The following is a 23734-nucleotide window of genomic DNA, read 5'->3' on the forward strand; positions in this document are numbered from 1 at the left end:
TTATGCGCCGTTTTTCAGAGCCTCAAGATATTCCCAGCGTTCAAATGCCTCTTCCAGCGCCTGCTCAGCCTGGGCCATATCGGCAAGAACTTTTTGCGTATGGTCATGCGGCTGGCTAAAGAATGACGCGTCGGCCACCTGAGCCTGCAAACTTTCCAGACTGGCTTCCAGCTCTTCCAGACGCTGCGGCAAGCCTTCGAGTTCGCGCTGCAGGTTATAGCTTAATTTATTACTGCCACGTTTGACCGTTTCTGCTTTGGTTACCGCAACGTCCGCTTCGCTCTTTACTTTTGACTGTTTCGTCGCCAGCGACTGCGCCTGCTGGCCACGGGCATCATGGTAGCCGCCCACGTAGCGTCCGATACGACCCTGCCCTTCGAAGATCCAGCATTCGGTAACGGTATTGTCCACGAACTGACGATCGTGGCTGACCAGCATTACCGTTCCCTGATAACTATCAATCAGTTCTTCAAGAAGTTCCAGCGTTTCCACATCAAGATCGTTTGTCGGTTCATCGAGAATCAGCAGGTTGCTGGGTTTCAGGAACAGACGCGCCAGTAACAGACGGTTACGCTCCCCACCGGAGAGAGCACGAACCGGGGTCATCGCCCGTTTAGGATGGAACAGGAAGTCCTGCAGATAGCCCAGCACGTGACGCGGTTTCCCGTTTACCATCACTTCCTGCTTACCTTCTGCGAGGTTGTCCATGACCGTTTTGTCCGGGTCCAGTTCGGCACGGTGCTGGTCGAAGTAAGCCACTTCCAGCTTGGTCCCGCAATGGATGCGGCCGCTGTCGGCCTTCAGTTGTTCCAGCATCAGCTTCAGCAGGGTCGTCTTGCCACAGCCGTTCGGGCCGATGAGAGCAATTTTATCCCCGCGCTGGACCTGGGCAGAAAAGTCCTTCACCAGCACTTTGCCGTCTACCTGGTAGTTGACATTTTCCATCTCAAAGACGATTTTGCCTGAGCGGCTCGCCTCTTCGACCTGCATTTTCGCGCTGCCCATTACTTCACGTCGTTCGCTGCGCTCACGGCGCATCGCTTTCAGGGCGCGGACGCGGCCTTCGTTACGGGTACGACGGGCTTTGATGCCCTGACGGATCCATACCTCTTCCTGAGCCAGCTTGCGGTCGAATTCAGCGTTTTGCAGCTCTTCCACCCGCAGGTTTTCCTCTTTTTCCAGCAGATAGGTATCGTAATCGCCAGGATAGGTCACCAGCTTACCGCGGTCGAGATCGACAATGCGGGTTGCCATGTTGCGAATAAACGAACGGTCATGTGAAATAAAGATAATGGTGCCGCCGAAGGTTTTCAGGAACCCTTCCAGCCAGTCGATGGTTTCAATATCGAGGTGGTTAGTCGGTTCATCAAGCAGCAGCACTTTCGGCCCGCTGACCAGCGCCCGGCCCAGCGCAGCCTTACGCAGCCAGCCGCCGGAGAGAGAGGCCAGCGGCATATCCGCTTCCAGCCCTAACTGGGCCAGTACTTCGTTGATACGGTTTTCCAGCTGCCACAGACCATGGTGATCCAGCAGTTCCTGCAAACGCGCCATCTCGTTGAGGTTTTTGGTGCTCGGGTCGGTCATCACCAGGTGCGAGATCTCGTGGTAACCTTTCAGGTATTCCGCCTGCTCGGCGATCCCCTCGGCCACAAAATCATAGACACTACCCTGCACGTTACGCGGCGGATCCTGTTGCAGACGCGCCACCACCAGGTCCTGCTCGTACACGATACGTCCGTCATCCAGACCCTGCTCACGGTTCAGGATCTTCATCAGGGTCGATTTACCTGCGCCGTTACGGCCTACCAGACAGACACGTTCGTTATCTTCGATATGCAGCTCTGCATTATCGAGAAGCGGTGCGTCGCTGAAGGACAGCCACGCGCCATGCATACTAATTAATGACATTTACTTTTCCTTTCAGGCGGCGGTGATCAGCCAGCAGTTGTGGATCTGACGGTTACGGGCAAAATCCTGGGACAGGGTTTTTTGACTGATTTCTTGTGCTTTCAGCCCCAGTTGTTCCAGCCCTTCATGATCCATGCGGAAGCCGCGTTTGTTGTTCGAGAACATAATGGTGCCGCCTTTACGCAGCATCCGTTTGAGATCCTTCATCAGCGCCAGATGGTCGCGCTGCACATCAAAAGACTCTTCCATGCGTTTGGAGTTGGAGAAGGTCGGCGGATCGATAAAGATCAGATCGAACTGTTCATCCGATTCGCGCAGCCAGCCCAGCACGTCGGCCTGCAGCAGACGGTGCGCCCGGCCAGTGAGGCCGTTGAGACGCAGGTTACGCTCTGCCCACTCCAGATAGGTGCGGGACATATCCACCGTGGTGGTTGTGCGTGCGCCGCCCAGACCCGCATGCACGCTGGCACTGCCGGTATAGGAGAAGAGGTTCAGGAAGTCTTTACCTTTGCTCATCTGGCCCAGCATACGACGGGCGATACGGTGGTCGAGGAACAGACCGGTATCAAGATAGTCTGTCAGGTTCACCCACAGGCGGGCGTTATATTCGCCCACTTCGATAAACTCGCCCTTGCTGTTCATCTTCTCGTACTGATTTTTACCCTTCTGACGCTCACGGGTTTTGAGGATCAGCTTGTTCGGGGCGATATTCAGTACGCTGATGGTTGCAGCGATGATATCAAGCATACGCTGACGCGCTTTTTGCGGATCAACGGTTTTCGGTGGGGCATACTCCTGCACGACCACCCAATCGCCGTAGCGGTCGACCGCCACGTTGTACTCCGGCAGATCGGCGTCATACAGGCGATAGCACTCAATCCCTTGCTGCTTCGCCCATTTTTCAAATTTCTTCAGGTTCTTACGCAGACGGTTGGCGTAATCTTCCGCAATGCTGGCTGGCTTGCTGTCGGCTTCTTTCTCGGCCAGGTGATAATTCTTCTGTACACAGTCCAGCGGGCCGTTTTTGGCTTTGAACTGACGCTCGGCGCGCAGCTGCAGGCAGCTCAACAGCTCCGGCGAGGCGCTGAACAGCGACAGATTCCAGCCGCCAAACAGATCTTTCATGGTGCGACCCAACAGGCTGTGCAGGGCAATCAGCGCCGGTTCGCTGTCCAGACGTTCGCCGTAAGGCGGGTTGCTGATCACCGTGCCGTACGGGCCTTTTGGCAGTGGGTTGGTGAGCTGGGAGACATCTTTCACCTCAAAGGAGACCAGATCGCCAATCCCGGCGCGACGGGCGTTGCTGCGCGCGCGTTCAATCACGCGGCTATCGCTGTCAGAGCCGTAGAAACGGGACTCATAGGCTGCCAGACCTGCGCGCGCACGGGTCTGCGCTTCGGCTTTGACATCCTGCCAGGTGGCTTCGTCGTGCTGTGCCCAGCCTTTAAAGCCCCACTGGCCGCGGTGCAGGCCCGGTGCGCGATCGGTCGCCAGCATGGCCGCTTCAATCAGTAGCGTACCGGAACCGCACATCGGGTCGAGCAGCGGCGTACCCGGCTGCCAGCCGGAACGCATCACAATGGCCGCCGCCAGGTTCTCTTTGATCGGCGCGATACCTGCCCGGTCGCGGTAACCGCGCTGGTGCAGGCCTTCGCCACACAGATCCAGCGCGATACTGGCGATCTCTTTGTTCAGACGCACGTTGATACGCAGGTCAGGGTTTTCACGATCGACGTTCGGACGTTCAAGATTTTTACGGGTGAAGCAGTCAACGATGGCATCTTTGACCTTCAGCGCGCCATACTGGCTGTTGCGGATCTCGTCATTCAGGCCGCTGAAGTGCACGGCAAAAGTGGCGCCCGGGGCAAAAATCTCTGTCCAGTCGATAGTCTGCACGCCCAGATAAAGATCGAGATCGCTGTAAACCTTGCACTCTCTCATCGGCAACATGATGCGTGAGGCCAGGCGACTCCACATCAGGCTCTGGTAAATAAGCCGCGTGTCGCCCTGAAAATGGACCCCACCCTGAACCACCTGGCACTCTTGCGCACCCAGGTTTTCCAGTTCAGTTTTTAACAGCTCTTCCAGCCCACGGGCCGTACTGGCAAACAGAGAATTCATATCGTCACTTTTACTCTAAGAAAATTGCTGCGCATTATAGCCAATCCAGGCGCTATGTCATAAAGTTGAGGGCTTATTTTCATTTGAGGGAGCGGTGCCGTGGCGACGTTATCCAGGCTTTTCATTCATCCGGTCAAATCCATGCGCGGTATTGGGCTGACGCATGCCTTCGCAGACGTCAGCGGTTTTGCGTATGATCGCACTTTTATGATCACAGAACCGGATGGCACCTTTATTACCGCACGCCAGTTCCCGCAGATGGTTCGTTTCACCCCGGCCCCGGTTCAGGACGGCCTGCATCTTACCGCACCAGACGGTTCCAGTAGTCTTGTTCGCTTCAGCGATTTTGCCCCAGCGGATGCGCCTACCGAAGTGTGGGGCAACCACTTTACCGCGCGTATCGCCCCCGACGCGATCAACCGCTGGCTGAGCGAATTCTTTTCGCGCCCGGTACAGCTCCGCTGGGTCGGGCCTGAAATGACGCGACGCGTTAAAGATTTTGCCGCGGTTCCGCTGTCGTTTGCCGACGGCTTCCCGTTCCTGCTCACTAACGACGCCTCCTTGCGCGACCTGCAAAAGCGCTGCCCGGCCAGCGTGCAGATGGAGCAGTTCCGCCCGAATCTGGTGGTCACAGGCGCAACGGCCTGGGAAGAGGATACCTGGAAAGTCATCCGCATCGGGGAGGTTATCTTTGACGTGGTGAAACCCTGCAGCCGCTGCATCTTTACTACCGTCAGCCCGGAAAAAGGACAAAAGCACCCTGCCGGTGAACCGCTAAAAACGCTGCAATCTTTCCGCACTGCACAGGATAACGGCGATGTCGATTTTGGTCAGAACCTGATCCCGCGCAGCAGCGGGGTGATCCGCGTAGGCGACGAAGTGGAAATTCTCTTCACAGGGCCAGGCCGGATCTACGGCGCAGGGGCTGAGGAAGAGGCTATCGAAGTAGAGACGCAGCCCGCGACGGCTGTCACTATTCAGTGGCAGGGTCAGACGATCCGTGGCAACAATCAGCAGGTATTACTGGAACAGCTTGAACAGGCCGGTATTCGTGTGCCCTATTCCTGCCGGGCGGGGATCTGCGGATGCTGTCGCGTTACCCTGGTCGAAGGCGAAGTAACGGCGTTGAAGAAATCGGCTATCGGCAGTGACGGCACGATTCTGTGCTGCAGCTGCGTACCGAAAAGTGCGTTACAGCTGGAAGCTTAAACAGCCTGCTCGAGGCTGAAACAGACCGGCTGCGGTTTTAGCCGGTCATTCATCACTTTAATCGGGTCGCCCAGCTGCATGGTGCGCCCGGCAATGGTCACCGATGGCTGCGCCAGTAAACAGAGCGCGGCATTATCGCCCGGCTCCACCACCAGCAAATTCACCTGCTCGGCATTCTCGCTCAGGCTGACGCACGCGGCATCGCCGGTGACGGGAGACCAGCGCTCGTTGTGAGCAAGAAAGTGCCAGCTTTTCGGCATCTGAGGTTTAAGGAAGCGTATCGCCACCAGCGCATTGAGCACCAGCTCGGCGCGTTGTTCTTTCGACAGTTCGAGGTCACGGCACTTCTCTTCAAAAGAGAAATAGAGTGCAGCATCATCAACGCAAAAACCGGTATCGGCAAAGGCATCCGGGGTCAACATCCTGCGGGCAAAACGAGAACGAAACAACATACCATTGGCCAGATCGAGCATCATGCGATCGTGCTCGTCACAGAAATACCAGCGCCAGTTATCGTCAGGTTTAATTCGCATTTGTCTCTCCCGTTCCTAAAACGTCCTGTCGTAAGAAAGTCCTGTATTGCCGCTTCGCTTTTTAAACTTCAATAATCAAAGACCACAATGTCTAATAAAGCAACAGTCCGGGAATATAAAACAACCAGAGCTGGAAATAAAGCCCTGGTTGTGAGTCATGATAAAAGATTAGATATGATTAACGATTTCTTTAATCAGCGGTGGGCCTTTGAAAATAAAGCCCGAATATATCTGCACCAGCGAAGCGCCAGCCGCCATTTTCTCGCGCGCGGCCATCACTGAATCAATTCCCCCCACCCCAATAATTGGCAGGCGGCCCTTCAATTCTTCTGACAGACGACGAATAATTTCAGTGCTTTTTAACTGCACCGGACGCCCGCTCAGGCCGCCCATTTCGTCGCAATATTTCATCCCCTGCACTAAAGAACGGTCGAGGGTCGTATTAGTGGCAATAACGCCATCAATATTATGGCGAACTAAACTGTCGGCCACCTGCGCCAGCTCTTCTTCGGTCAGATCTGGGGCGATTTTAACAGCCACCGGAACATATTTATGGTGGGTCGCCTGGAGTTCATTTTGCTTATTTTTGATGGCGACTAACAAATCGTCGAGCGCTTCACCATATTGCAGCGTGCGCAGGCCTGGGGTGTTAGGTGAAGAGATATTCACCGCAATATACCCGGCGTAGGCGTAGACTTTTTCCATACAAATCAGATAGTCATCTTTGCCCTGCTCTACCGGCGTGTCTTTATTTTTGCCGATATTAATGCCCAGAACGCCATCGAAATGCGCTTTCTTCACATTCTCGACCAGATGATCGACGCCGAGGTTATTAAAGCCCATGCGGTTGATCAGCCCTTCGGCCTCCACCAGACGGAACAGGCGCGGCTTGTCGTTACCCGGCTGTGGACGTGGCGTGACGGTGCCAATTTCAATGGAACCAAAGCCCATCGCACCCAGAGCATCGATGCACTCGCCGTTTTTATCCAGCCCTGCTGCCAGACCCAGTGGGTTTTTAAAGGTTAATCCCATGCAGGTGACCGGCTTCTCCATCACTCTCTGGCGCACCAGCGCTTCAAGCGGGGTTCCCGTAATACGGCGTAATTGCTGGAATGTAAATTCATGAGCGCGCTCAGGATCGAGCTGGAAAAGGGCTTTACGAACGAAGGGGTAGTACATGAACTCTCCTGGATTCCCGGTGTGCAAACCGGGGGCGTATTATCTGCGATTGCAGCGGGAAAGGGAATTGACCTGGGACAAAAAAAGCGCCCTGCCGCGCAATCGTTTACTTTTCATTCCTCCTTTATTCATTTTTTGGCATTTATTCTGCAGATAAATCATTTAGTGGAATAAGTCAGCAATGCCACACTGCCAACAAATGTTATCAATGTTAGATAAAAGCAAACAATTGGTTATAAGGAGCATTTATGCGCGTCATTACGTTGGCTGGCAGTCCGCGATTCCCTTCCCGCTCCAGCGCGCTGCTGGAGTACGCAAGAGAGCAACTCACTTCGCTGGATGTTGAGGTGTTCCACTGGAATCTACATAACTTTGCCCCGGAAGATCTTCTTTATGCGCGTTTCGACAGCCCGGCGCTAAAAACCCTGAATGAGCAGCTCAAAGATGCCGACGGGCTGATCGTCGCAACGCCGGTTTATAAAGCCTCGTTTTCCGGTGCCCTGAAAACCCTGCTCGACCTGCTGCCGGAGCGCGCGCTGGAAGGCAAAATTGTCCTGCCCCTGGCGACTGGCGGCACCGTCGCCCACCTGCTGGCGGTAGATTATGCCCTGAAGCCCGTCCTCAGCGCCCTGAAAGCTCAGGAGATACTGCATGGCGTGTTTGCCGATGATTCGCAGGTGATCGATTACCAGCACAAGCCGCACTTTACCCCGAATTTACAGACCCGTCTCGACAGCGCGCTGGAGACGTTCTGGCAGGCGTTGCACCGCCGCGACGTCCAGGTTCCTGCTTTTGGTCTTCAGAAAGGAGTCGCCCATGTTTAAATCCCTGGTCCGTACAGGCCTCGCAGGGCTTCTGGCCTTTTCTGCCCTGGCGCACGCTGCCGAGCCTACCCCGGATAGCCTGCGTATCGGCTACCAGAAAGGCAGCGTCAGCATGGTGCTGGCGAAAAGCCACCAGCTGCTGGAAAAACGCTACCCGGACACCAGATTCTCCTGGGTAGAGTTTCCGGCAGGCCCGCAGATGCTGGAGGCGTTGAACGTCGGCAGTATCGATCTCGGCAGCACCGGCGATATCCCGCCCATCTTCGCTCAGGCCGCCGGGGCAGATCTGGTCTACGTTGGCGTGGAGCCGCCCAAACCGAAAGCCGAAGTGATCCTGGTTCCTGAAAACAGCCCGATTAAAACCGTCGCAGACCTTAAAGGTCATAAAGTCGCTTTTCAGAAAGGCTCCAGCTCACACAATCTTTTATTGCGCGCCCTGCAGCAGGCAGGACTGACGTTTAAAGATATTCAGCCGGTTTATCTGTCACCGGCGGATGCGCGCGCCGCCTTCCAGCAAAACAACGTGGATGCCTGGGCCATCTGGGATCCCTACTACTCCGCAGCCCTGTTGCAGGGTGGCGTGAGGGTGCTTAAAGATGGCGAAACCCTGAAACAGACCGGTTCCTTCTACCTTGCCGCTCGCCCTTATGCCGAGAAAAACGGTGAATTTGTTCAGGGCGTCCTGAATACCTTTAGCGAGGCGGATGCCCTGACTCAGAGTCAACGTCAGGCCAGTATCGCCCTGCTGGCAAAAACGATGGGTCTCCCGGAGCCGGTGATTGCCACCTATCTGGATCACCGCCCGCCTACCGTCATCAAACCGGTGGATGCCAATACCGCCGTGTTACAGCAGCAAACCGCTGATCTTTTCTACGACAATCGCCTGGTCCCGAAAAAAATTGATATTCGCGACCGTATCTGGCACCCCACAGCGCTAAAAGGAGATAAGTCATGAGTCTGAATCTGTTCTGGTTTTTACCTACCCATGGTGATGGTCATTATCTTGGCACCGACGAGGGCGCACGCCCGGTGGATCATGCTTATCTTCAGCAGATAGCCCAGGCGGCAGATCGGATTGGCTTTACCGGGGTGCTGATTCCGACTGGCCGCTCCTGCGAAGATGCATGGCTGGTGGCGGCATCGATGATCCCGGTGACACAACGCCTGAAGTTTCTGGTGGCCCTGCGTCCGAGCGTGACCTCTCCGACGGTGGCCGCACGCCAGGCTGCGACCCTGGATCGCCTGTCGAACGGACGGGCGCTGTTTAACCTGGTTACCGGTAGCGATCCGCAGGAGTTGGCGGGAGACGGTGTCTTCCTGGATCACACCGCGCGCTATGAAGCCTCCGCTGAATTTACCCACGTCTGGCGTCGTCTGCTGGAAGGTGAGAACGTGACCTTCGAGGGCAAACATATTCATGTTCGCGATGCGAAACTCTTCTTCCCGCCGATCCAGCAGCCACGTCCGCCACTCTATTTTGGCGGTTCATCGGACGTCGCCCAGGACCTGGCCGCCGAGCAGGTAGACCTCTACCTCACCTGGGGCGAGCCGCCGGAACTGGTTAAAGAGAAGATTGAGCAGGTGCGTGCCAAAGCGGCGGCCCGCGGTCGTCAGGTGCGCTTCGGGATCCGTCTGCACGTGATTGTGCGCGAAACCACGGAAGAGGCGTGGCAGGCCGCTGACCGCCTGATCGCCCATCTGGACGACGCCACCATTGCCAAAGCCCAGGCCGCCCTGGCCCGTACCGATTCCGTAGGGCAACACCGGATGGCCTCTCTGCACAACGGCAAGCGAGAGAATCTGGAGATCAGCCCGAACCTGTGGGCGGGCGTGGGGCTGGTGCGCGGCGGTGCGGGCACGGCGTTAGTGGGTGATGGCCCAACCGTCGCGGCGCGGATTAATGAATACGCCGGACTCGGTATCGACAGCTTTATTCTTTCCGGTTATCCACATCTGGAAGAGGCTTACAAGGTGGGCGAGCTGCTGTTCCCGCATCTGGATGTTGCCATTCCTCAGATCCCGCAGCCGCAGCCCCTGTTGCAGCAGGGTGAGGCAATCGCGAATGAATTTATCCCGCGTAAAGTCGCCCAGAGTTAAGGAGATCGCATGGCTAACCCTTCCCGAAAATGGCTGCTGCGCATTGCGCCCTGGCTGCTCCCTGTGGGTATTGTCCTGATCTGGCAGTTGGCCTCCTCCGTGGGTTGGCTGTCGAGCCGCATACTGCCCTCCCCGGAAGGCGTTGTGGCGGCGTTCTGGTCGCTGAGTGCCAGCGGTGAGCTGTGGCAGCATCTGGCGATCAGCTCCTGGCGCGCGGTCATTGGTTTTTCAATCGGTGGATCGATTGGCCTGACGCTGGGTCTGATCAGCGGCCTGTCCCGCTGGGGCGAGCGTCTGCTGGATACTTCCATCCAGATGCTGCGCAACGTGCCGCATCTAGCGCTGATCCCGCTGGTGATCCTGTGGTTTGGTATCGATGAGTCGGCGAAAATTTTCCTCGTCGCCCTCGGCACCCTGTTCCCGATCTACATCAACACCTGGCACGGCATTCGTAATATCGACCGCGGGCTGGTGGAAATGGCGCGCAGCTACGGTTTGTCCGGCTTGGCTCTGTTTATCCATGTCATCCTGCCGGGCGCCCTGCCCTCGATCATGGTTGGCGTGCGCTTCGCCCTCGGCCTGATGTGGCTCACGCTGATCGTGGCGGAAACCATCTCCGCTAACTCCGGTATTGGTTACCTGGCAATGAACGCCCGCGAATTCCTGCAGACCGACGTGGTGGTGGTCGCCATTGTTCTTTACGCCCTGCTCGGCAAACTGGCGGATGTGAGCGCCCAGTGGCTTGAACGCCGCTGGCTGCGCTGGAATCCAGCCTACGCGATTAAGGAGGCACACGCATGAATACGGCTCGCTTAAACCAGGGTACGCCGCTGCTGCTCAACGGCGTCACCAAACGCTACGGCGAAAACACCATTCTGAACCAGCTGGAACTGCATATCCCGGCCGGGCAATTCGTGGCGGTCGTGGGCCGCAGCGGTGGCGGTAAAAGCACCCTGCTGCGCCTGCTGGCCGGGCTGGAAGCGCCAGACGGCGGTGAACTGCTGGCCGGGAACACCCCGCTGGCAGAGATCCAGGAAGATACCCGCATGATGTTTCAGGACGCGCGTCTGTTGCCGTGGAAAACGGTGATAGATAACGTCGGGCTGGGGCTGAAGGGTAACTGGAAAGCGCAGGCGTTGCAGGCCCTGGCCGCCGTCGGGCTGGACAATCGCGCAAGTGAGTGGCCTGCTGCCCTTTCCGGTGGGCAAAAACAGCGCGTGGCGCTGGCCAGAGCGTTGATCCATCGCCCGGGGCTGTTGCTGCTGGATGAACCGCTGGGGGCGCTGGATGCGCTGACGCGGATCGAGATGCAGGATCTTATCGTCTCGTTATGGCAGGAGCATGGCTTTACGGTGCTGCTGGTCACTCACGATGTGAGCGAAGCCGTAGCCATGGCCGACCGGGTACTGCTGATTGAGGATGGCAGGATAGGGCTGGATCTGACGGTGGACCTTCCACGCCCTCGCCGGATAGGTTCAGCGCGGCTTGCGGAGCTGGAAGCGGAGGTGTTGGAGCGGGTGATGGCGCGTGGGGTGACGGAGCGTCATTTAGCGACGGCCAATGCCTGATGCGCTTATCCACACGGATAACGTGCAGAGATTAAAAACGGCAACCGAGGTTGCCGTTTTGCTTTTAGCTTACCGCCGGACGTTTACTGTCAGGCCAGCGCTTTACTGATCTTCTCGTACAGATCCCCGGACAGATTCTCCAGCCCTTTCAACTGCTCCAGTGCGGCACGCATCTTCGCCTGACGTTGCTCATCGTAGCGTTTCAGACGGATCAGCGGCTCAATCAGACGCGACGCCACCTGTGGGTTACGGCTGTTAAGCTCTGTCAGCATCTCCACCATAAACTGGTAGCCGCTGCCATCTTCCGCATGGAAAGCGGCCGGGTTGCTGCTGGCGAAGGCGCCAATCAGGGAACGGACGCGGTTCGGGTTGCTCAGAGTGAATGAGCGGTGGTTGAGCAGGCTGCGCACCTTGTTCACCACGTCCGCTGCCGGGCTGGTGGACTGCAGAATGAACCACTTGTCCATCACCAGACCATCCTGATGCCATTTGTCGTCATACGCCTGCATCAGGGCATCACGGCACGGCAGTTCTGCGGCTACGCTAGCGGCCAGTGCGGCCAGGGCGTCGGTCATGTTGTCGGCCGTGTGGTACTGCTGGCTGACCAATTCGTTGGCGAGCGCCGTCTCGCCAAACGCCAGATAGCGCAGGCAGGTATTACGCAGCGCGCGCTTGCCGATATCGGCATGCTCAACGCGGTACGCATCCAGCTTGTGGAGGTTGTAAATGGCGAGGAACTCATCCGCCAACTCGGTCGCCAGAGTACGGGTCAGGGCTTCACGCACGGCCACAATCGCAATCGGGTCGATAATCTCAAACAGCTCGGCGATTTCCGTTGCAGACGGCAGGGTCAGAATTTCAGCCGCCAACGCCGGGTCGATCTTCTCATCCAGCAGGATCGCACGGAACGCATCCGCAACATGGACGGGCAGAGACAGCGGCTGGCCCTGCTGATGACGGTTCACGTTGAGCTTGATGTAGGTTGCCAGCAGACTCTGCGCAGCATCCCAGCGGGAGAAGTCATTGCGCGCGTGACGCATCAGGAAGGTCAGCTGCTGATCGCTCCACTTGTACTCCAGCTTGACCGGCGCGGAGAATTCGCACAGCAGCGCAGGCACCGGCTGGAAGTAGACGTTATCAAACACGAAGGTCTGCTCGGCCTGAGTCACGTTCAGCACGTTATGTACCGGATGACCGCCTTTTTGCAGCGGGATCACCTTGCCTTCGTTGTCATACAGCTCGATGGCGAACGGAATATGCAGCGGGTGCTTCTCTTCCTGCTCAGCCGTCGGCGGTGTGCGCTGGCTGATGGTCAGGGTGTACTGCTCGGTTTCCGGGTTGTAGTCGTCTTTGACGGTCACAATCGGCGTACCGGCCTGGCTGTACCAGCGGCGGAAATGGGACAGATCGACATTAGAGGCATCTTCCATCGCCTGTACGAAATCGTCGCAGGTGGCAGCGCTGCCGTCGTGGCGCTCGAAATAGAGCTGCATCCCTTTCTGGAAATTCGCTTCACCCAGCAGGGTGTGGATCATGCGGATAATTTCAGAACCTTTTTCATACACCGTCAGGGTGTAGAAGTTGTTCATCTCGATCACTTTATCCGGGCGGATCGGGTGCGCCATCGGGCTGGCATCTTCCGCAAACTGCAGGCCGCGCATGGTGCGCACGTTATTGATGCGGTTTACTGCGCGCGAGCCGAGATCAGAGCTGAACTCCTGATCGCGGAAGACGGTTAAGCCCTCTTTCAGGCTTAGCTGGAACCAGTCGCGGCAGGTGACGCGGTTGCCGGTCCAGTTATGGAAGTATTCGTGGCCGATAACGCGCTCGATATCGAGGTAATCTTTATCGGTGGCGGTATCGGTACGCGCCAGCACATATTTGGAGTTAAAGACGTTAAGGCCTTTGTTCTCCATCGCGCCCATATTGAAGAAATCGACGGCGACGATCATGTAGATGTCGAGGTCATATTCGAGGCCGAAACGCTCTTCGTCCCACTTCATGGAGTTGATGAGGGAGGTCATCGCCCATGGCGCACGATCGAGGTTGCCGCGATCGACAAACAGCTCCAGCGCCACTTCGCGACCGGAACGGGTGGTGAAGGTGTCACGCAGGACGTCAAAATCACCTGCCACCAGCGCAAACAGGTAGCACGGTTTCGGGAACGGATCCTGCCACTGCACCCAATGACGGCCGTTTTCCAGCTCGCCCTCACCCACGCGGTTGCCGTTGGAGAGCAGGAACGGATAGGTGGCTTTATCGGCGATGATTTTAGTGGTGAAGCGGGCCAGCACATCCGGGCGGTCGAGATACCAGGTAATGTGACGGAAACCTTCGGCTTCACACTGGGTACAGAGCGCGACGCCAGACTGGTATAACCCCTCCAGCGCGGTGTTGGACGCCGGACTGATTTCGTTAACGATGCGTAATGTAAAGCGCTCCGGCAGATTATCGAGCACCAGTTGGTTGTTTTCTTCTTTATAGTCAGTCCATGCGGTGTCGTTTACGTGTATCGACACCAGGGTCAGATCTTCGCCATCAAGACGCAGCGGCACTGCCGTGGCGTTATGGCGTGTCACCTGGCTTACCGCCGTGACAACGGTTTTAGTGGCATCCAGGTCAAAAGTCAGATCGATATCGCTAATCAGGTAATCCGGCGCACGGTAGTCGTGGCGGTATTTGGCTTGAGGCTGTTGTGTCATAGAAAACCTTTTGCATCGTTTGTCGAATAACGAGTCAGTCTATTCCTGTTGTGTAAATCGCGCTATGCAGAATGTTCATCTTTTCAGTCACAAACACTCTATTTGCTACATTTTAATAACATGCGGCACGAAATGCTCTCGACCCTGGTCCAGGCTTATGGTGTGATCGGGGTTCAATAAATCGCTAAACAAGGTATACTCCAGCGGTTTCATTAGTCGTTTATTGTACTAAACGCTCCCGTGAGAGGATGCTACTGCGCACCTATGACTCGATTCGCTTCACCTGTTCTGCATACGCTGCTGGATACCGACGCGTATAAATTGCATATGCAGCAAGCCGTTTTTCACCACTACCACGACGTACAGGTCGCGGCTGAGTTCCGCTGCCGTGGTGATGATTTGCTTGGGATCTATGCTGATGCCATTCGTGAGCAAGTCGACGCTATGCAACATCTTCGTCTGCGGGACGAGGAATTCCAGTGGCTTTCCGGCCTGCCTTTCTTTAAAGAAGACTACCTGCAATGGCTGCGGAATTTCCGCTATGACCCGGCCCAGGTTCAGATCAGCAATGATAACGGCAAGCTGCATATTCGCCTGGAAGGCCCGTGGCGCGAAGTGATCATGTGGGAAGTGCCGCTGCTGGCGGTGATCAGCGAGCTGGTACACCACTTCCGTTCCCCGGAGGTCAGCGTTGATCAAGCGCTGGATACCCTGGAACACAAGCTGGTTGATTTTGCCCAACTGACCGACTCGCTGGATATGTCGCGTTTCCGGCTGATGGATTTTGGCACCCGCCGTCGTTTCTCCCGCGAGGTGCAGCAGGCCATCGTCGAGCGGCTGCAGCAGGAGCCGTGGTTTGTCGGCACCAGTAATTACGATCTGGCCCGCCGCCTGAACCTGACCCCAATGGGCACCCAGGCGCATGAGTGGTTCCAGGCGCATCAGCAGATCAGCCCGGAACTGGCCACCAGCCAGCGTGCGGCGCTGGCGGCCTGGCTTGAAGAATACCCGGACCAGCTCGGCATCGCCTTAACCGACTGTATTACTATGGATGCCTTCCTGCGTGATTTCGGCCCGGAGTTCGCCACCGCCTATCAGGGGCTGCGCCATGACTCAGGGGATCCGCAGGAGTGGGGCGAGAAAGCCATTGCCCATTATCAAAAGCTGGGCATCGATCCGATGAGCAAAGTGCTGGTCTTCTCCGATAATCTCGACCTGCCAAAAGCGGTAGGCTTGTACCGGCACTTCTCTTCACGCGTAAACCTGGCCTTTGGCATCGGCACCCGGTTGACCTGCGATATTCCCCAGGTAAAACCGCTGAACATCGTCATTAAACTGGTGGAATGTAACGGCAAGCCGGTGGCGAAACTCTCCGACAGCCCGGGCAAAACTATTTGCCATGACAAAGCTTTCGTACGCGCACTGCGTAAAGCGTTTGACCTGCCACAGATAAAAATCGCCAGTTGATCCTTTCAGGGAGTCTGCCCGGCTCCCTTTCTCATTTATTTCTTATTTCTTTTCTTATCAGAGCGAAATCTGCTTGTCTGATGGCGGATGCCAGGTAACATAGATATCCCCCCATTGAAGGGGATACAGATTTTATTTTTGGACTACATAGAGAGATTATTATGAGCGTTGTGCCTGTAGCCGACGTACTCCAGGGCCGCGTAGCCGTTGACAGCGAAGTCACCGTGCGCGGATGGGTGCGTACCCGCCGAGATTCAAAAGCTGGCTTTTCATTCCTCGCCGTTTATGACGGTTCCTGCTTTGATCCTGTACAGGCCGTTATTAATAATTCTCTGCCCAATTACAATCAGGAAGTGCTGCGTCTGACCACCGGCTGTTCCGTGGTTGTCACCGGTAAGATCGTGGCCTCTCAGGGCCAGGGTCAGAGCTTTGAACTGCAGGCCACCTCAATTGAAGTGACCGGCTGGGTTGAAGATCCGGATACTTACCCGATGGCGGCAAAACGCCACAGCATCGAATATCTGCGTGAAGTGGCTCACCTGCGTCCGCGTACCAACATGATTGGTGCCGTGGCCCGTGTTCGTCACACTCTGGCGCAGGCGCTGCACCGTTTCTTTGACGAGCAGGGCTACTTCTGGGTCTCCACCCCGCTGATTACCGCCTCCGACACCGAAGGCGCTGGCGAGATGTTCCGCGTCTCCACGCTGGACATGGAAAACCTGCCGCGCACGCCGGAAGGCAAAGTGGACTACGACAAAGATTTCTTTGGCAAAGAGTCCTTCCTGACCGTATCTGGCCAGCTGAACGGCGAAACCTACGCCTGCGCACTGTCCAAAATCTACACCTTCGGCCCAACCTTCCGCGCCGAGAACTCCAACACCAGCCGTCACCTGGCGGAATTCTGGATGCTGGAGCCGGAAGTGGCCTTCGCCAACCTCGATGACGTAGCTGGCCTCGCGGAAGCGATGCTGAAATATGTCTTTAACGCAGTGCTCACCGAGCGCGCTGACGACATGAAATTCTTCGCCGAGCGCGTCGACAGCGATGCAATCTCCCGTCTGGAGCGTTTCGTCTCTGCTGATTTTGCGCAGGTCGATTACACCGATGCGGTGACGCTCCTCGAAAACTGCGGTCAGAAATTTGAGAACCCGGTTTACTGGGGTGTTGACCTCTCCTCCGAGCACGAACGCTACCTGGCCGAGAAACACTTTAAAGCCCCGGTGGTCGTGAAAAACTATCCGAAAGACATTAAGGCGTTCTATATGCGCCTTAACGAAGATGGCAAAACCGTTGCCGCGATGGACGTCCTTGCCCCGGGCATCGGTGAAATTATCGGTGGTTCTCAGCGTGAAGAGCGTCTGGATGTGCTGGATGCGCGTATGGCTGAGATGGGCCTCAATAAAGAGGACTATTGGTGGTATCGCGATTTACGCCGTTACGGCACCGTACCGCACTCCGGTTTCGGTCTCGGCTTCGAGCGTCTGATCGCTTACGTGACCGGTGTTCAGAACGTGCGTGACGTTATTCCTTTCCCGCGTACCCCGCGCAACGCCACCTTCTGATTCAGTAACACTCAATGGCCAGCCTCTGCTGGCCATTATTTTATTCTGCACTGTCAAATTTTGTCAGTTGAAAGTCATTATCCTTAAAGCGCAACCCCGCAAAATCCTCTCCACTGTTACGCTTTATTTCCATGAAATATCTTTGCACACAAAATAAACCACAGTCTTATTGCGCCTAATACTTATCTCAAGCATTAGCACATTTTTCGTACAAAAATACGGCTATCCAGATGTCCATCTTCAACGATAAGAAAAATAGTGTGCTAATGCTTCGGATCATAAAAAAAGTCGTTAGCTGAAATTAAGATAAGCAATTCATATAGATAGAATTAGTCGAGCTTTAATTTTGACCATTCAACTCTGAACTTTGAGATGCTTCACAAAGTTCCTCAAAATACATCTTTTGTTACACATATTTTCTTCTTGTAACCGATTCTTTAGGTTTGTAGCACATTCAGGCTAGCGAAACGTGGATTTGAATGGAAAGATGCCTGTCAGACACATAAAGACACCAAACTCTCATCAATAGTTCCGGAAATATTTATTGACAGAATTTATTGACGGCAGTGGCGAGTGTCATAAAAAAACCAATGAGGGTAATAAATAATGATGAAGCGCAATATCCTGGCAGTGGTTATCCCTGCCCTGCTGGCAGCCGGTGCAGCTAACGCAGCAGAAATCTATAACAAAAACGCTAACAAGCTGGACTTCTACGGTAAAGCAGTAGGCGAACACCAGTGGACCACTAACGGTGATACTTCTAACGCTGACACCACCTATGCGCGTATCGGCTTTAAGGGTGAAACCCAGATTAATGACCAACTGGCTGGTTACGGTCAGTGGGAATACAACATGGACGCCTCCGGTCAGGAAGGCAAACAGGGTACTAAAACCCGTCTGGCATTCGCAGGCCTGAAAGCCGGTGAATACGGTTCATTCGATTACGGTCGTAACTACGGCGTGTTCTACGATGCGCTGGCTTCTACCGATATGTTCGTTATCTGGGGCGGCGACTCCCTGGCTGCAACTGACAACTTCATGACTGGCCGTAGCACCGGTCTGGCTACCTACCGTAACTCTGACTTCTTCGGTCTGGTTGACGGCCTGGCGCTGGGTCTGCAGTACCAGGGCACAAACACGTCTAACCACGATACCGAGCGTCAGAACGGCGACGGCGGCAGCTACTCTCTGGGTTATGACTTCGCTGAAGGCTTCAACGTAACTGCAGCCTACTCTAACTCCGATCGTACTGCTGCGCAGAGCCGAGACGGTAAAGGCGAACGTGCTGAAGGCTGGGCAACCTCCCTGAAGTATGACGCAAACAACCTGTACGCAGCGGTAATGTACGGCGAATCTCAGAACATGACTCGTGAAAACGACAGCGAGTTCGCTAACAAAACTCAGAACGTTGAAGCTGTGGTTCAGTACCAGTTCGACTTCGGTCTGCGTCCATCCGTGGGTTACGTACAGTCCAAAGGTAAAGATCTGACTGCTCGTAACGGTTTCAGCGGTGGCGATGCTGACCTGGTGAAATACGTAGAAGTGGGTACCTGGTACTACTTCAACAAGAACATGAACGTGTACGCTGCGTACCGCTTCAACCTGCTGGACGACAACAGCTACACTGAAGCAACTGGCCTGTCTACCGACGACCAGGCGGGTGTTGGTATCGTTTACCAGTTCTAATCAGTACACCACTTTGTTATATGTCTAAAAAACAGGGCTTCGGCCCTGTTTTTTTATGCCTGAAAGCTAAAAATGGCGACTTTTGAAAAGCCGCACGCTTTTTGTAGCAAACGGTTGGCATTTTGTAGAACTATCGTTAACCTGATAGCGGATTTCACTTCCGTAACCACAATGGAACTTCGTCATGTTTGAGAACATTACCGCCGCCCCTGCCGACCCAATTCTGGGCCTGGCCGATCTGTTTCGTGCCGATGACCGCCCTGGAAAAATCAACCTGGGTATTGGTGTCTATAAAGATGAGACCGGCAAGACCCCGGTACTGACCAGCGTTAAAAAAGCTGAGCAGTATCTGCTGGAAAACGAAAATACCAAAAACTACCTCGGCATCGACGGTATTCCGGAATTTGGTCGTTGCACTCAGGAGCTGCTGTTCGGCAAAGGCAACGCGATTATCAACGATAAACGCGCCCGCACCGCACAGACCCCTGGCGGTACTGGCGCCCTGCGCGTGGCAGCGGATTTCCTCGCTAAAAATACCAGCGTAAAAACGGTCTGGGTGAGCAATCCAAGCTGGCCGAACCATAAGAGCGTTTTCAACTCTGCTGGTCTGGAAGTGCGTGAATATGCTTACTACGACGCGGCGAATCACGCTCTCGACTTTGACGGTCTGCTGGCCAGCCTGAGCGAAGCGCAGGCGGGTGATGTGGTTCTGTTCCATGGCTGCTGCCATAACCCAACCGGCATCGATCCTACGCTTGAGCAGTGGGAACAGCTGGCGAAGCTGTCCGTCGAAAAAGGCTGGCTGCCGCTGTTCGACTTCGCCTACCAGGGCTTTGCCCGTGGTCTGGAAGAAGATGCCGAAGGCCTGCGCGCGTTTGCTGCGCTGCATAAAGAGCTGATTGTTGCCAGCTCCTATTCCAAGAACTTCGGTCTGTACAATGAGCGCGTAGGTGCCTGTACGCTGGTCGCTGCCGATGAGCAGACTGTCGATCGTGCGTTCAGCCAGATGAAATCCGTTATTCGTGCCAACTACTCCAACCCACCGGCTCACGGTGCGTCTGTGGTGGCAACCATTCTCAGCAATGACGCACTGCGCGCTATCTGGGAACAGGAGCTGAACGACATGCGTCAGCGTATTCAGCGCATGCGCCTGCTGTTCGTGAATACCCTGGCGGAAAAAGGCGCGAATCGCGACTTCAGCTTCATCATCAAGCAGAACGGCATGTTCTCCTTCAGTGGCCTGACCAAAGATCAGGTTCTGCGTCTGCGTGAAGAGTTTGGCGTGTACGCGGTGGCTTCTGGTCGTGTTAACGTGGCGGGTATGACGCCGGATAACATGGCGCCACTGTGCGAAGCGATCGTCGCGGTGCTGTAATGCTTTAAGCCGGGCGGCACTGCGGTTGCCCGGCTACATGATGCAGGCCCGGTAAGCGTAGCGCCACCGGGCAAAAAAAAGCCTGCTTTGAGCAGGCTTTTTTATTTGTTCGTTACCAGACCGGCAATTCATCCTGGAGGAACGGATTATGCAGCCGTTCGTAGCCCAGGGTGGACATCGGGCCGTGGCCGGAAATAAAGGTCACATCATCGCCCAACGGCAATAACTTCTCTTTGATAGAGCGAATCAGCTGACCGTGATCGCCACGGGGGAAATCGCTGCGCCCTACTCCGCCTTTGAAGATCACGTCGCCGGAAATCAGCAGACGCGACTGGTCATCAAAGAAGACAATATGGCCTGGCGTATGTCCGGGGCAATGGAATACCTGTAAAGTCACATTACCGACGCTGACGCGCTCACCTTCATTCAGCCAGCGATCGGGCGTAAAAGGCAGACATTCATCCAGACCGAACATACGGCTTTGTGCCGGCAGGCCCTGCAGCCAGAACTCATCTTCTTTTTCCGGGCCTACGATCGGCACACCATAATGTTGCGCCAGCTCGGCCGCAGCCCCCACATGATCGAGGTGACCGTGAGTCAGTAAAATCTGCATTAAGGTCACGCCAGCGGCTGCGACTTCCTGTTTGATTTTATCTGCATCACCACCGGGATCGACCAGGGCTGCCAGTTTGGTTTGCTCACACCAGATAAGCGAACAGTTCTGGGAGAACGCGGTGACCGGAATAATACGATAGTTCATACTGCTCCTGATTTCGTTATTACCAGTGCCGCAATGGCCCGGTATCAATATGCACAAAGTTGCTACGTGGGTAATATCCTACACCACCTGCGCGCATAGATAACGCAGCTTTGCGAACATTGGCTAACGAAACGCCTTCAATATGAAAATCCATCGCCTGCCCTTTGGTGTGATAACTTTTTTTAGCGACCCCACGGCTGTGGGCGCGTAATTCGTTATTCGTATCAAGGGAGCGGTAACCAGAGATCAGCTGGACCGGTTTGCGCGTTCCCAGCAGGCCCTGCAGGCGGTAAAGCTGATCGAATAATCCTGGATCGATGGCTTTAATCTTATTTGCGCGGAAATCACGGAAAAAGTGATTCAGCTTTGCTAATTCATCCTGAATATAGCCCCGTCCATCAAAAAACTCGGCTTTGATAGACTCACCTGTATGCAGGTTATTGAGCGTCAAAATACGAGGTCTGGGGGTGGAGAGCGTGGCAAATGATGGCGTCGGTAAGATGGCAGCGCTCAGCGCAATGCCCCCTAACGCCAGCAACTTACGGCGATTAGCGTCGAATTTGTCCATGATAATCAGGTCTACAGGTCAGTGTTATCGTATATATGCAATACAGCGCACGAAAGGCACCTTACCGGGCAAACCTGTCAGCGTCAAGGTAGCAAAACCAGGAAATACGGGGCTTGCAGCCGCAAGCCCCGTATCTTTTCACCACTTAAAACAGCAGAATTTTCCGAACTTGTTCATTTATCTGATCAATTGTTCAGCCTTTGTCAGGATTTGGGTATTAGATCGGGCAATCTCATCATAATTGTAAATATCTGTACGATACTGGGTTCGACCGTCCTTGCCCACGAAGGCGGTCAGATAGTACAGATTAACCGGAATATTTTGGCGGATATTCACATAACGCGTGTCGCCCTGCTTCAGCGCGTCGGAGATACGTGTATCGTTCCAGCCTGCATCCTGTAACAGCATGTTAGCCAGTTCAGACGCCTTATTTACACGTACACAACCGGAGCTAAGTGCGCGAACGTCTTTCTGGAACAGGTTGTGGTTAGGCGTATCGTGCAGATAAATAGCATCCGAGCTAGGCATATTGAATTTATACCGCCCCAACGAGTTATGCGCCCCAGGTGCCTGCTGGAAACGGAATGGCAGATTCGCAGGGGTAATGGTCGCCCAGTCTACTCGCCACGGATCGATGGCCTCTTTACTGTTCCAGCCTCGCAGCACGGTGTAGTTGTGACGTTCAAGATAACCCGGGTCATTCCACACTTTCGGCAGAATATCTTTGCGCGCCAGCGTCGGAGGCACGTTCCATGGCGGGTTAACCACCACGTTATTCAGCGCGCTGCTCATCATCGGCGTTTTACGATCCGGGCGACCGACAATCACTCTTGATGCCAGCACCTCATTGCCGTTCTGATAATAGACCAGTGAAAAGGCCGGGATATTCACCATAATGCCGGTAGAGAGTGTTCCCGGCAGCAGGCGCAGACGCTGGATGTTCAGCGCCAGTACCCCGGCACGCTGGGCAGGGGTGAGATTCAGCGCATCACGGGTGCCCTGGCCAATAACGCCATCCGCACCCAGTCCCTGAGTGATCTGGAAGGCTTTTACCGCCTCGACAAGGCTGCGGTCATAGGAAGCGGGTTTGCTGGAGACGGGCTTCGTTTTCTTTTCGAGCGCCGGGGCGGACGGGCTGACCACCACGCTTTGCGAATCGTCACCCGGCAGAGCAATTTTAGGTCCACCGTCGAGTACGCCGGAGCGTTTCAGGATTTCACGCAGGGCCGGTACGTCGCTGCTCCACTGCCCTGGACTCAATTTGGTGGTGCTCCGTAGCTGCGGCCAGGGTTTCGTATCGGCCACCAGTTCCAGCAGTGATTCGTGCATTACCGCATACTGCGGATGGGTCGGCGCAAGACCGGCAATGAAATGTGGCACCGTCCCGTTATCCAGTGCCAGCTGCCACTGGTTTATCACTGACAGCGGCGGTGTTGCCATCTTGTACGGCTTGGTGCTGTAGAGCCAGCGGTTACCGTTGACCGGGATCCCCGCCACAAATTGCAGATAGCCCATCATGGCATCCGACAGAATCACGTCCCGCGCCATTCCGGTTATCGCAGGCTGGGTCAGCAGTTCCACCCAGGCAGTAAATTGCGGCTGGAAACCGGCGATAGCGACTTCAGCAAGCTGTTGCTGGAACGCCCGCACGGCCTCGCGATCGTCCCACATGGGTTTCATGTCGCGGGCGGCATACAGCAGCGTAAGCTGGTTGAGATAGACCGGGGAGTATCCCGCAGGCAGGGCCGACAGCAACTGTTCGCGGCGTTGTTCCGCGCTGACATCGGCAGGCAGCGGTCGAATCCCGGCCATGATGGCGGTGGCTGGCGATTGATCCAGCGGTTGTGACAGCGACGTAGGCTGCGCGCCCATAGTGGCGGAGCTGTCGACAGGAACCAGTTCGGGCTCATCGGCCCGGGCGTTAAACAGTGGAGCCACTACTACTGTCAGGCATAAACTGAGTGCTGACAGCTGACGACCATACATTTTATTCAGCAACATCCCTTGCCCCCTGTTTGCTTTACGTCGCGCCCTCATCACCGGGGCTTCATTTTCATTATAGGAAGACAGACCGGTACCAGCCTTGCCTTATGTAAAGAAGTTTAAAGTTAACGCAGCCGCCAGTACAAGCTCAAGGTAAAAAAAAGGCGGCCCGAAGGCCGCCATGGGTAATTT

Annotated in this window: 18 protein-coding genes; 10 read left to right on the forward strand and 8 right to left on the reverse strand. The window is 55.4% G+C overall.

What is annotated here, in order from left to right:
* Together C3F35_RS03750 and rlmKL are read right to left on the reverse strand one after the other, a co-directional pair.
* Positions 1-1908, reverse strand: coding sequence for an ABC transporter ATP-binding protein (locus tag C3F35_RS03750; protein WP_032617392.1), 1908 nt, complete (start codon positions 1906-1908; stop codon positions 1-3).
* 12 nt (positions 1909-1920) lie between these two features.
* Positions 1921-4029 (reverse strand): bifunctional 23S rRNA (guanine(2069)-N(7))-methyltransferase RlmK/23S rRNA (guanine(2445)-N(2))-methyltransferase RlmL, encoded by a 2109-nt coding sequence (gene rlmKL, locus C3F35_RS03755; RefSeq protein ID WP_103792012.1) that lies wholly within the window; start codon positions 4027-4029, stop codon positions 1921-1923.
* A 99-nt stretch (positions 4030-4128) separates the two neighbouring features.
* Here rlmKL and C3F35_RS03760 point away from each other — a divergent pair, with 99 nt between their 5' ends.
* Positions 4129-5238, forward strand: a complete 1110-nt coding sequence (locus C3F35_RS03760) for a YcbX family protein (protein ID WP_103792011.1) — start codon at positions 4129-4131, stop codon at positions 5236-5238.
* On the opposite strand, the gene zapC is transcribed toward C3F35_RS03760, so the two are convergent.
* Together zapC and pyrD are read right to left on the reverse strand one after the other, a co-directional pair.
* Positions 5235-5771, reverse strand: a complete 537-nt coding sequence (gene zapC, locus C3F35_RS03765; protein WP_032617388.1) for a cell division protein ZapC — start codon at positions 5769-5771, stop codon at positions 5235-5237. The two genes, C3F35_RS03760 and zapC, sit on opposite strands and share 4 nt — an antisense overlap.
* 168 nt (positions 5772-5939) lie before the next feature.
* Positions 5940-6950, reverse strand: a complete 1011-nt coding sequence (gene pyrD, locus C3F35_RS03770; protein WP_059308350.1) for a quinone-dependent dihydroorotate dehydrogenase — start codon at positions 6948-6950, stop codon at positions 5940-5942.
* A gap of 248 nt (positions 6951-7198) precedes the next feature.
* Here pyrD and ssuE point away from each other — a divergent pair, with 248 nt between their 5' ends.
* Genes ssuE through ssuB form a run of 5 tightly spaced genes read left to right on the forward strand, consistent with a single transcriptional unit; the run spans position 7199 to position 11439 of the window.
* Positions 7199-7774 (forward strand): NADPH-dependent FMN reductase, encoded by a 576-nt coding sequence (gene ssuE / locus C3F35_RS03775; protein ID WP_059308351.1) that lies wholly within the window; start codon positions 7199-7201, stop codon positions 7772-7774.
* Positions 7767-8729, forward strand: coding sequence for a sulfonate ABC transporter substrate-binding protein (locus C3F35_RS03780; protein ID WP_103792010.1), 963 nt, complete (start codon positions 7767-7769; stop codon positions 8727-8729). The genes ssuE and C3F35_RS03780 overlap by 8 nt, the downstream gene beginning before the upstream one ends.
* A complete protein-coding gene (gene ssuD, locus C3F35_RS03785; protein ID WP_059308353.1) occupies positions 8726-9871 on the forward strand; it encodes an FMNH2-dependent alkanesulfonate monooxygenase in 1146 nt (381 codons plus the stop codon). Before C3F35_RS03780 ends, ssuD begins: the two co-directional genes overlap by 4 nt.
* A 9-nt stretch (positions 9872-9880) precedes the next feature.
* On the forward strand, positions 9881-10672 hold the full coding sequence (gene ssuC, locus C3F35_RS03790) for an aliphatic sulfonate ABC transporter permease SsuC (RefSeq protein ID WP_032617382.1): 792 nt from the start codon (positions 9881-9883) through the stop codon (positions 10670-10672).
* Complete coding sequence (gene ssuB / locus C3F35_RS03795) at positions 10669-11439, forward strand: aliphatic sulfonates ABC transporter ATP-binding protein (RefSeq protein WP_103792009.1); 771 nt, start codon at positions 10669-10671, stop codon at positions 11437-11439. The genes ssuC and ssuB overlap by 4 nt, the downstream gene beginning before the upstream one ends.
* Before the next feature lie 89 nt (positions 11440-11528).
* Here the strand turns inward: ssuB and pepN are convergent, their stop codons facing one another.
* The gene (pepN, locus tag C3F35_RS03800; protein WP_077227792.1) at positions 11529-14141 is read right to left on the reverse strand and encodes an aminopeptidase N; all 2613 of its coding nucleotides are present in this window, start codon (positions 14139-14141) and stop codon (positions 11529-11531) included.
* A gap of 264 nt (positions 14142-14405) precedes the next feature.
* On the opposite strand from pepN, the gene pncB reads away from it, so the two are divergent.
* The 4 genes from pncB (at position 14406) to aspC (ending at position 20231) form a co-directional block, all read left to right on the forward strand.
* On the forward strand, positions 14406-15608 hold the full coding sequence (pncB, locus tag C3F35_RS03805; protein WP_032617379.1) for a nicotinate phosphoribosyltransferase: 1203 nt from the start codon (positions 14406-14408) through the stop codon (positions 15606-15608).
* A 161-nt stretch (positions 15609-15769) separates the two neighbouring features.
* The gene (asnS, locus tag C3F35_RS03810) at positions 15770-17170 is read left to right on the forward strand and encodes an asparagine--tRNA ligase (RefSeq protein ID WP_103792008.1); all 1401 of its coding nucleotides are present in this window, start codon (positions 15770-15772) and stop codon (positions 17168-17170) included.
* A gap of 606 nt (positions 17171-17776) precedes the next feature.
* Complete coding sequence (locus C3F35_RS03820; protein ID WP_103792007.1) at positions 17777-18856, forward strand: porin; 1080 nt, start codon at positions 17777-17779, stop codon at positions 18854-18856.
* A gap of 184 nt (positions 18857-19040) precedes the next feature.
* Positions 19041-20231, forward strand: a complete 1191-nt coding sequence (gene aspC, locus C3F35_RS03825; RefSeq protein ID WP_032617376.1) for an aspartate transaminase — start codon at positions 19041-19043, stop codon at positions 20229-20231.
* Between the two features lie 112 nt (positions 20232-20343).
* On the opposite strand, the gene C3F35_RS03830 is transcribed toward aspC, so the two are convergent.
* The 3 genes from C3F35_RS03830 to ldtD all read right to left on the reverse strand — a co-directional run bounded on the left by C3F35_RS03830 (position 20344) and on the right by ldtD (position 23560).
* On the reverse strand, positions 20344-20991 hold the full coding sequence (locus C3F35_RS03830) for an MBL fold metallo-hydrolase (protein WP_032617375.1): 648 nt from the start codon (positions 20989-20991) through the stop codon (positions 20344-20346).
* A gap of 19 nt (positions 20992-21010) precedes the next feature.
* Complete coding sequence (locus tag C3F35_RS03835; protein WP_059308360.1) at positions 21011-21559, reverse strand: YcbK family protein; 549 nt, start codon at positions 21557-21559, stop codon at positions 21011-21013.
* A gap of 177 nt (positions 21560-21736) precedes the next feature.
* Positions 21737-23560, reverse strand: a complete 1824-nt coding sequence (gene ldtD / locus C3F35_RS03845; RefSeq protein WP_032617373.1) for a L,D-transpeptidase — start codon at positions 23558-23560, stop codon at positions 21737-21739.
* Positions 23561-23734 lie beyond the last annotated feature (174 nt).

Source organism: Leclercia sp. LSNIH3 (assembly GCF_002935105.1).
GTDB lineage: Bacteria > Pseudomonadota > Gammaproteobacteria > Enterobacterales > Enterobacteriaceae > Enterobacter > Enterobacter adecarboxylatus.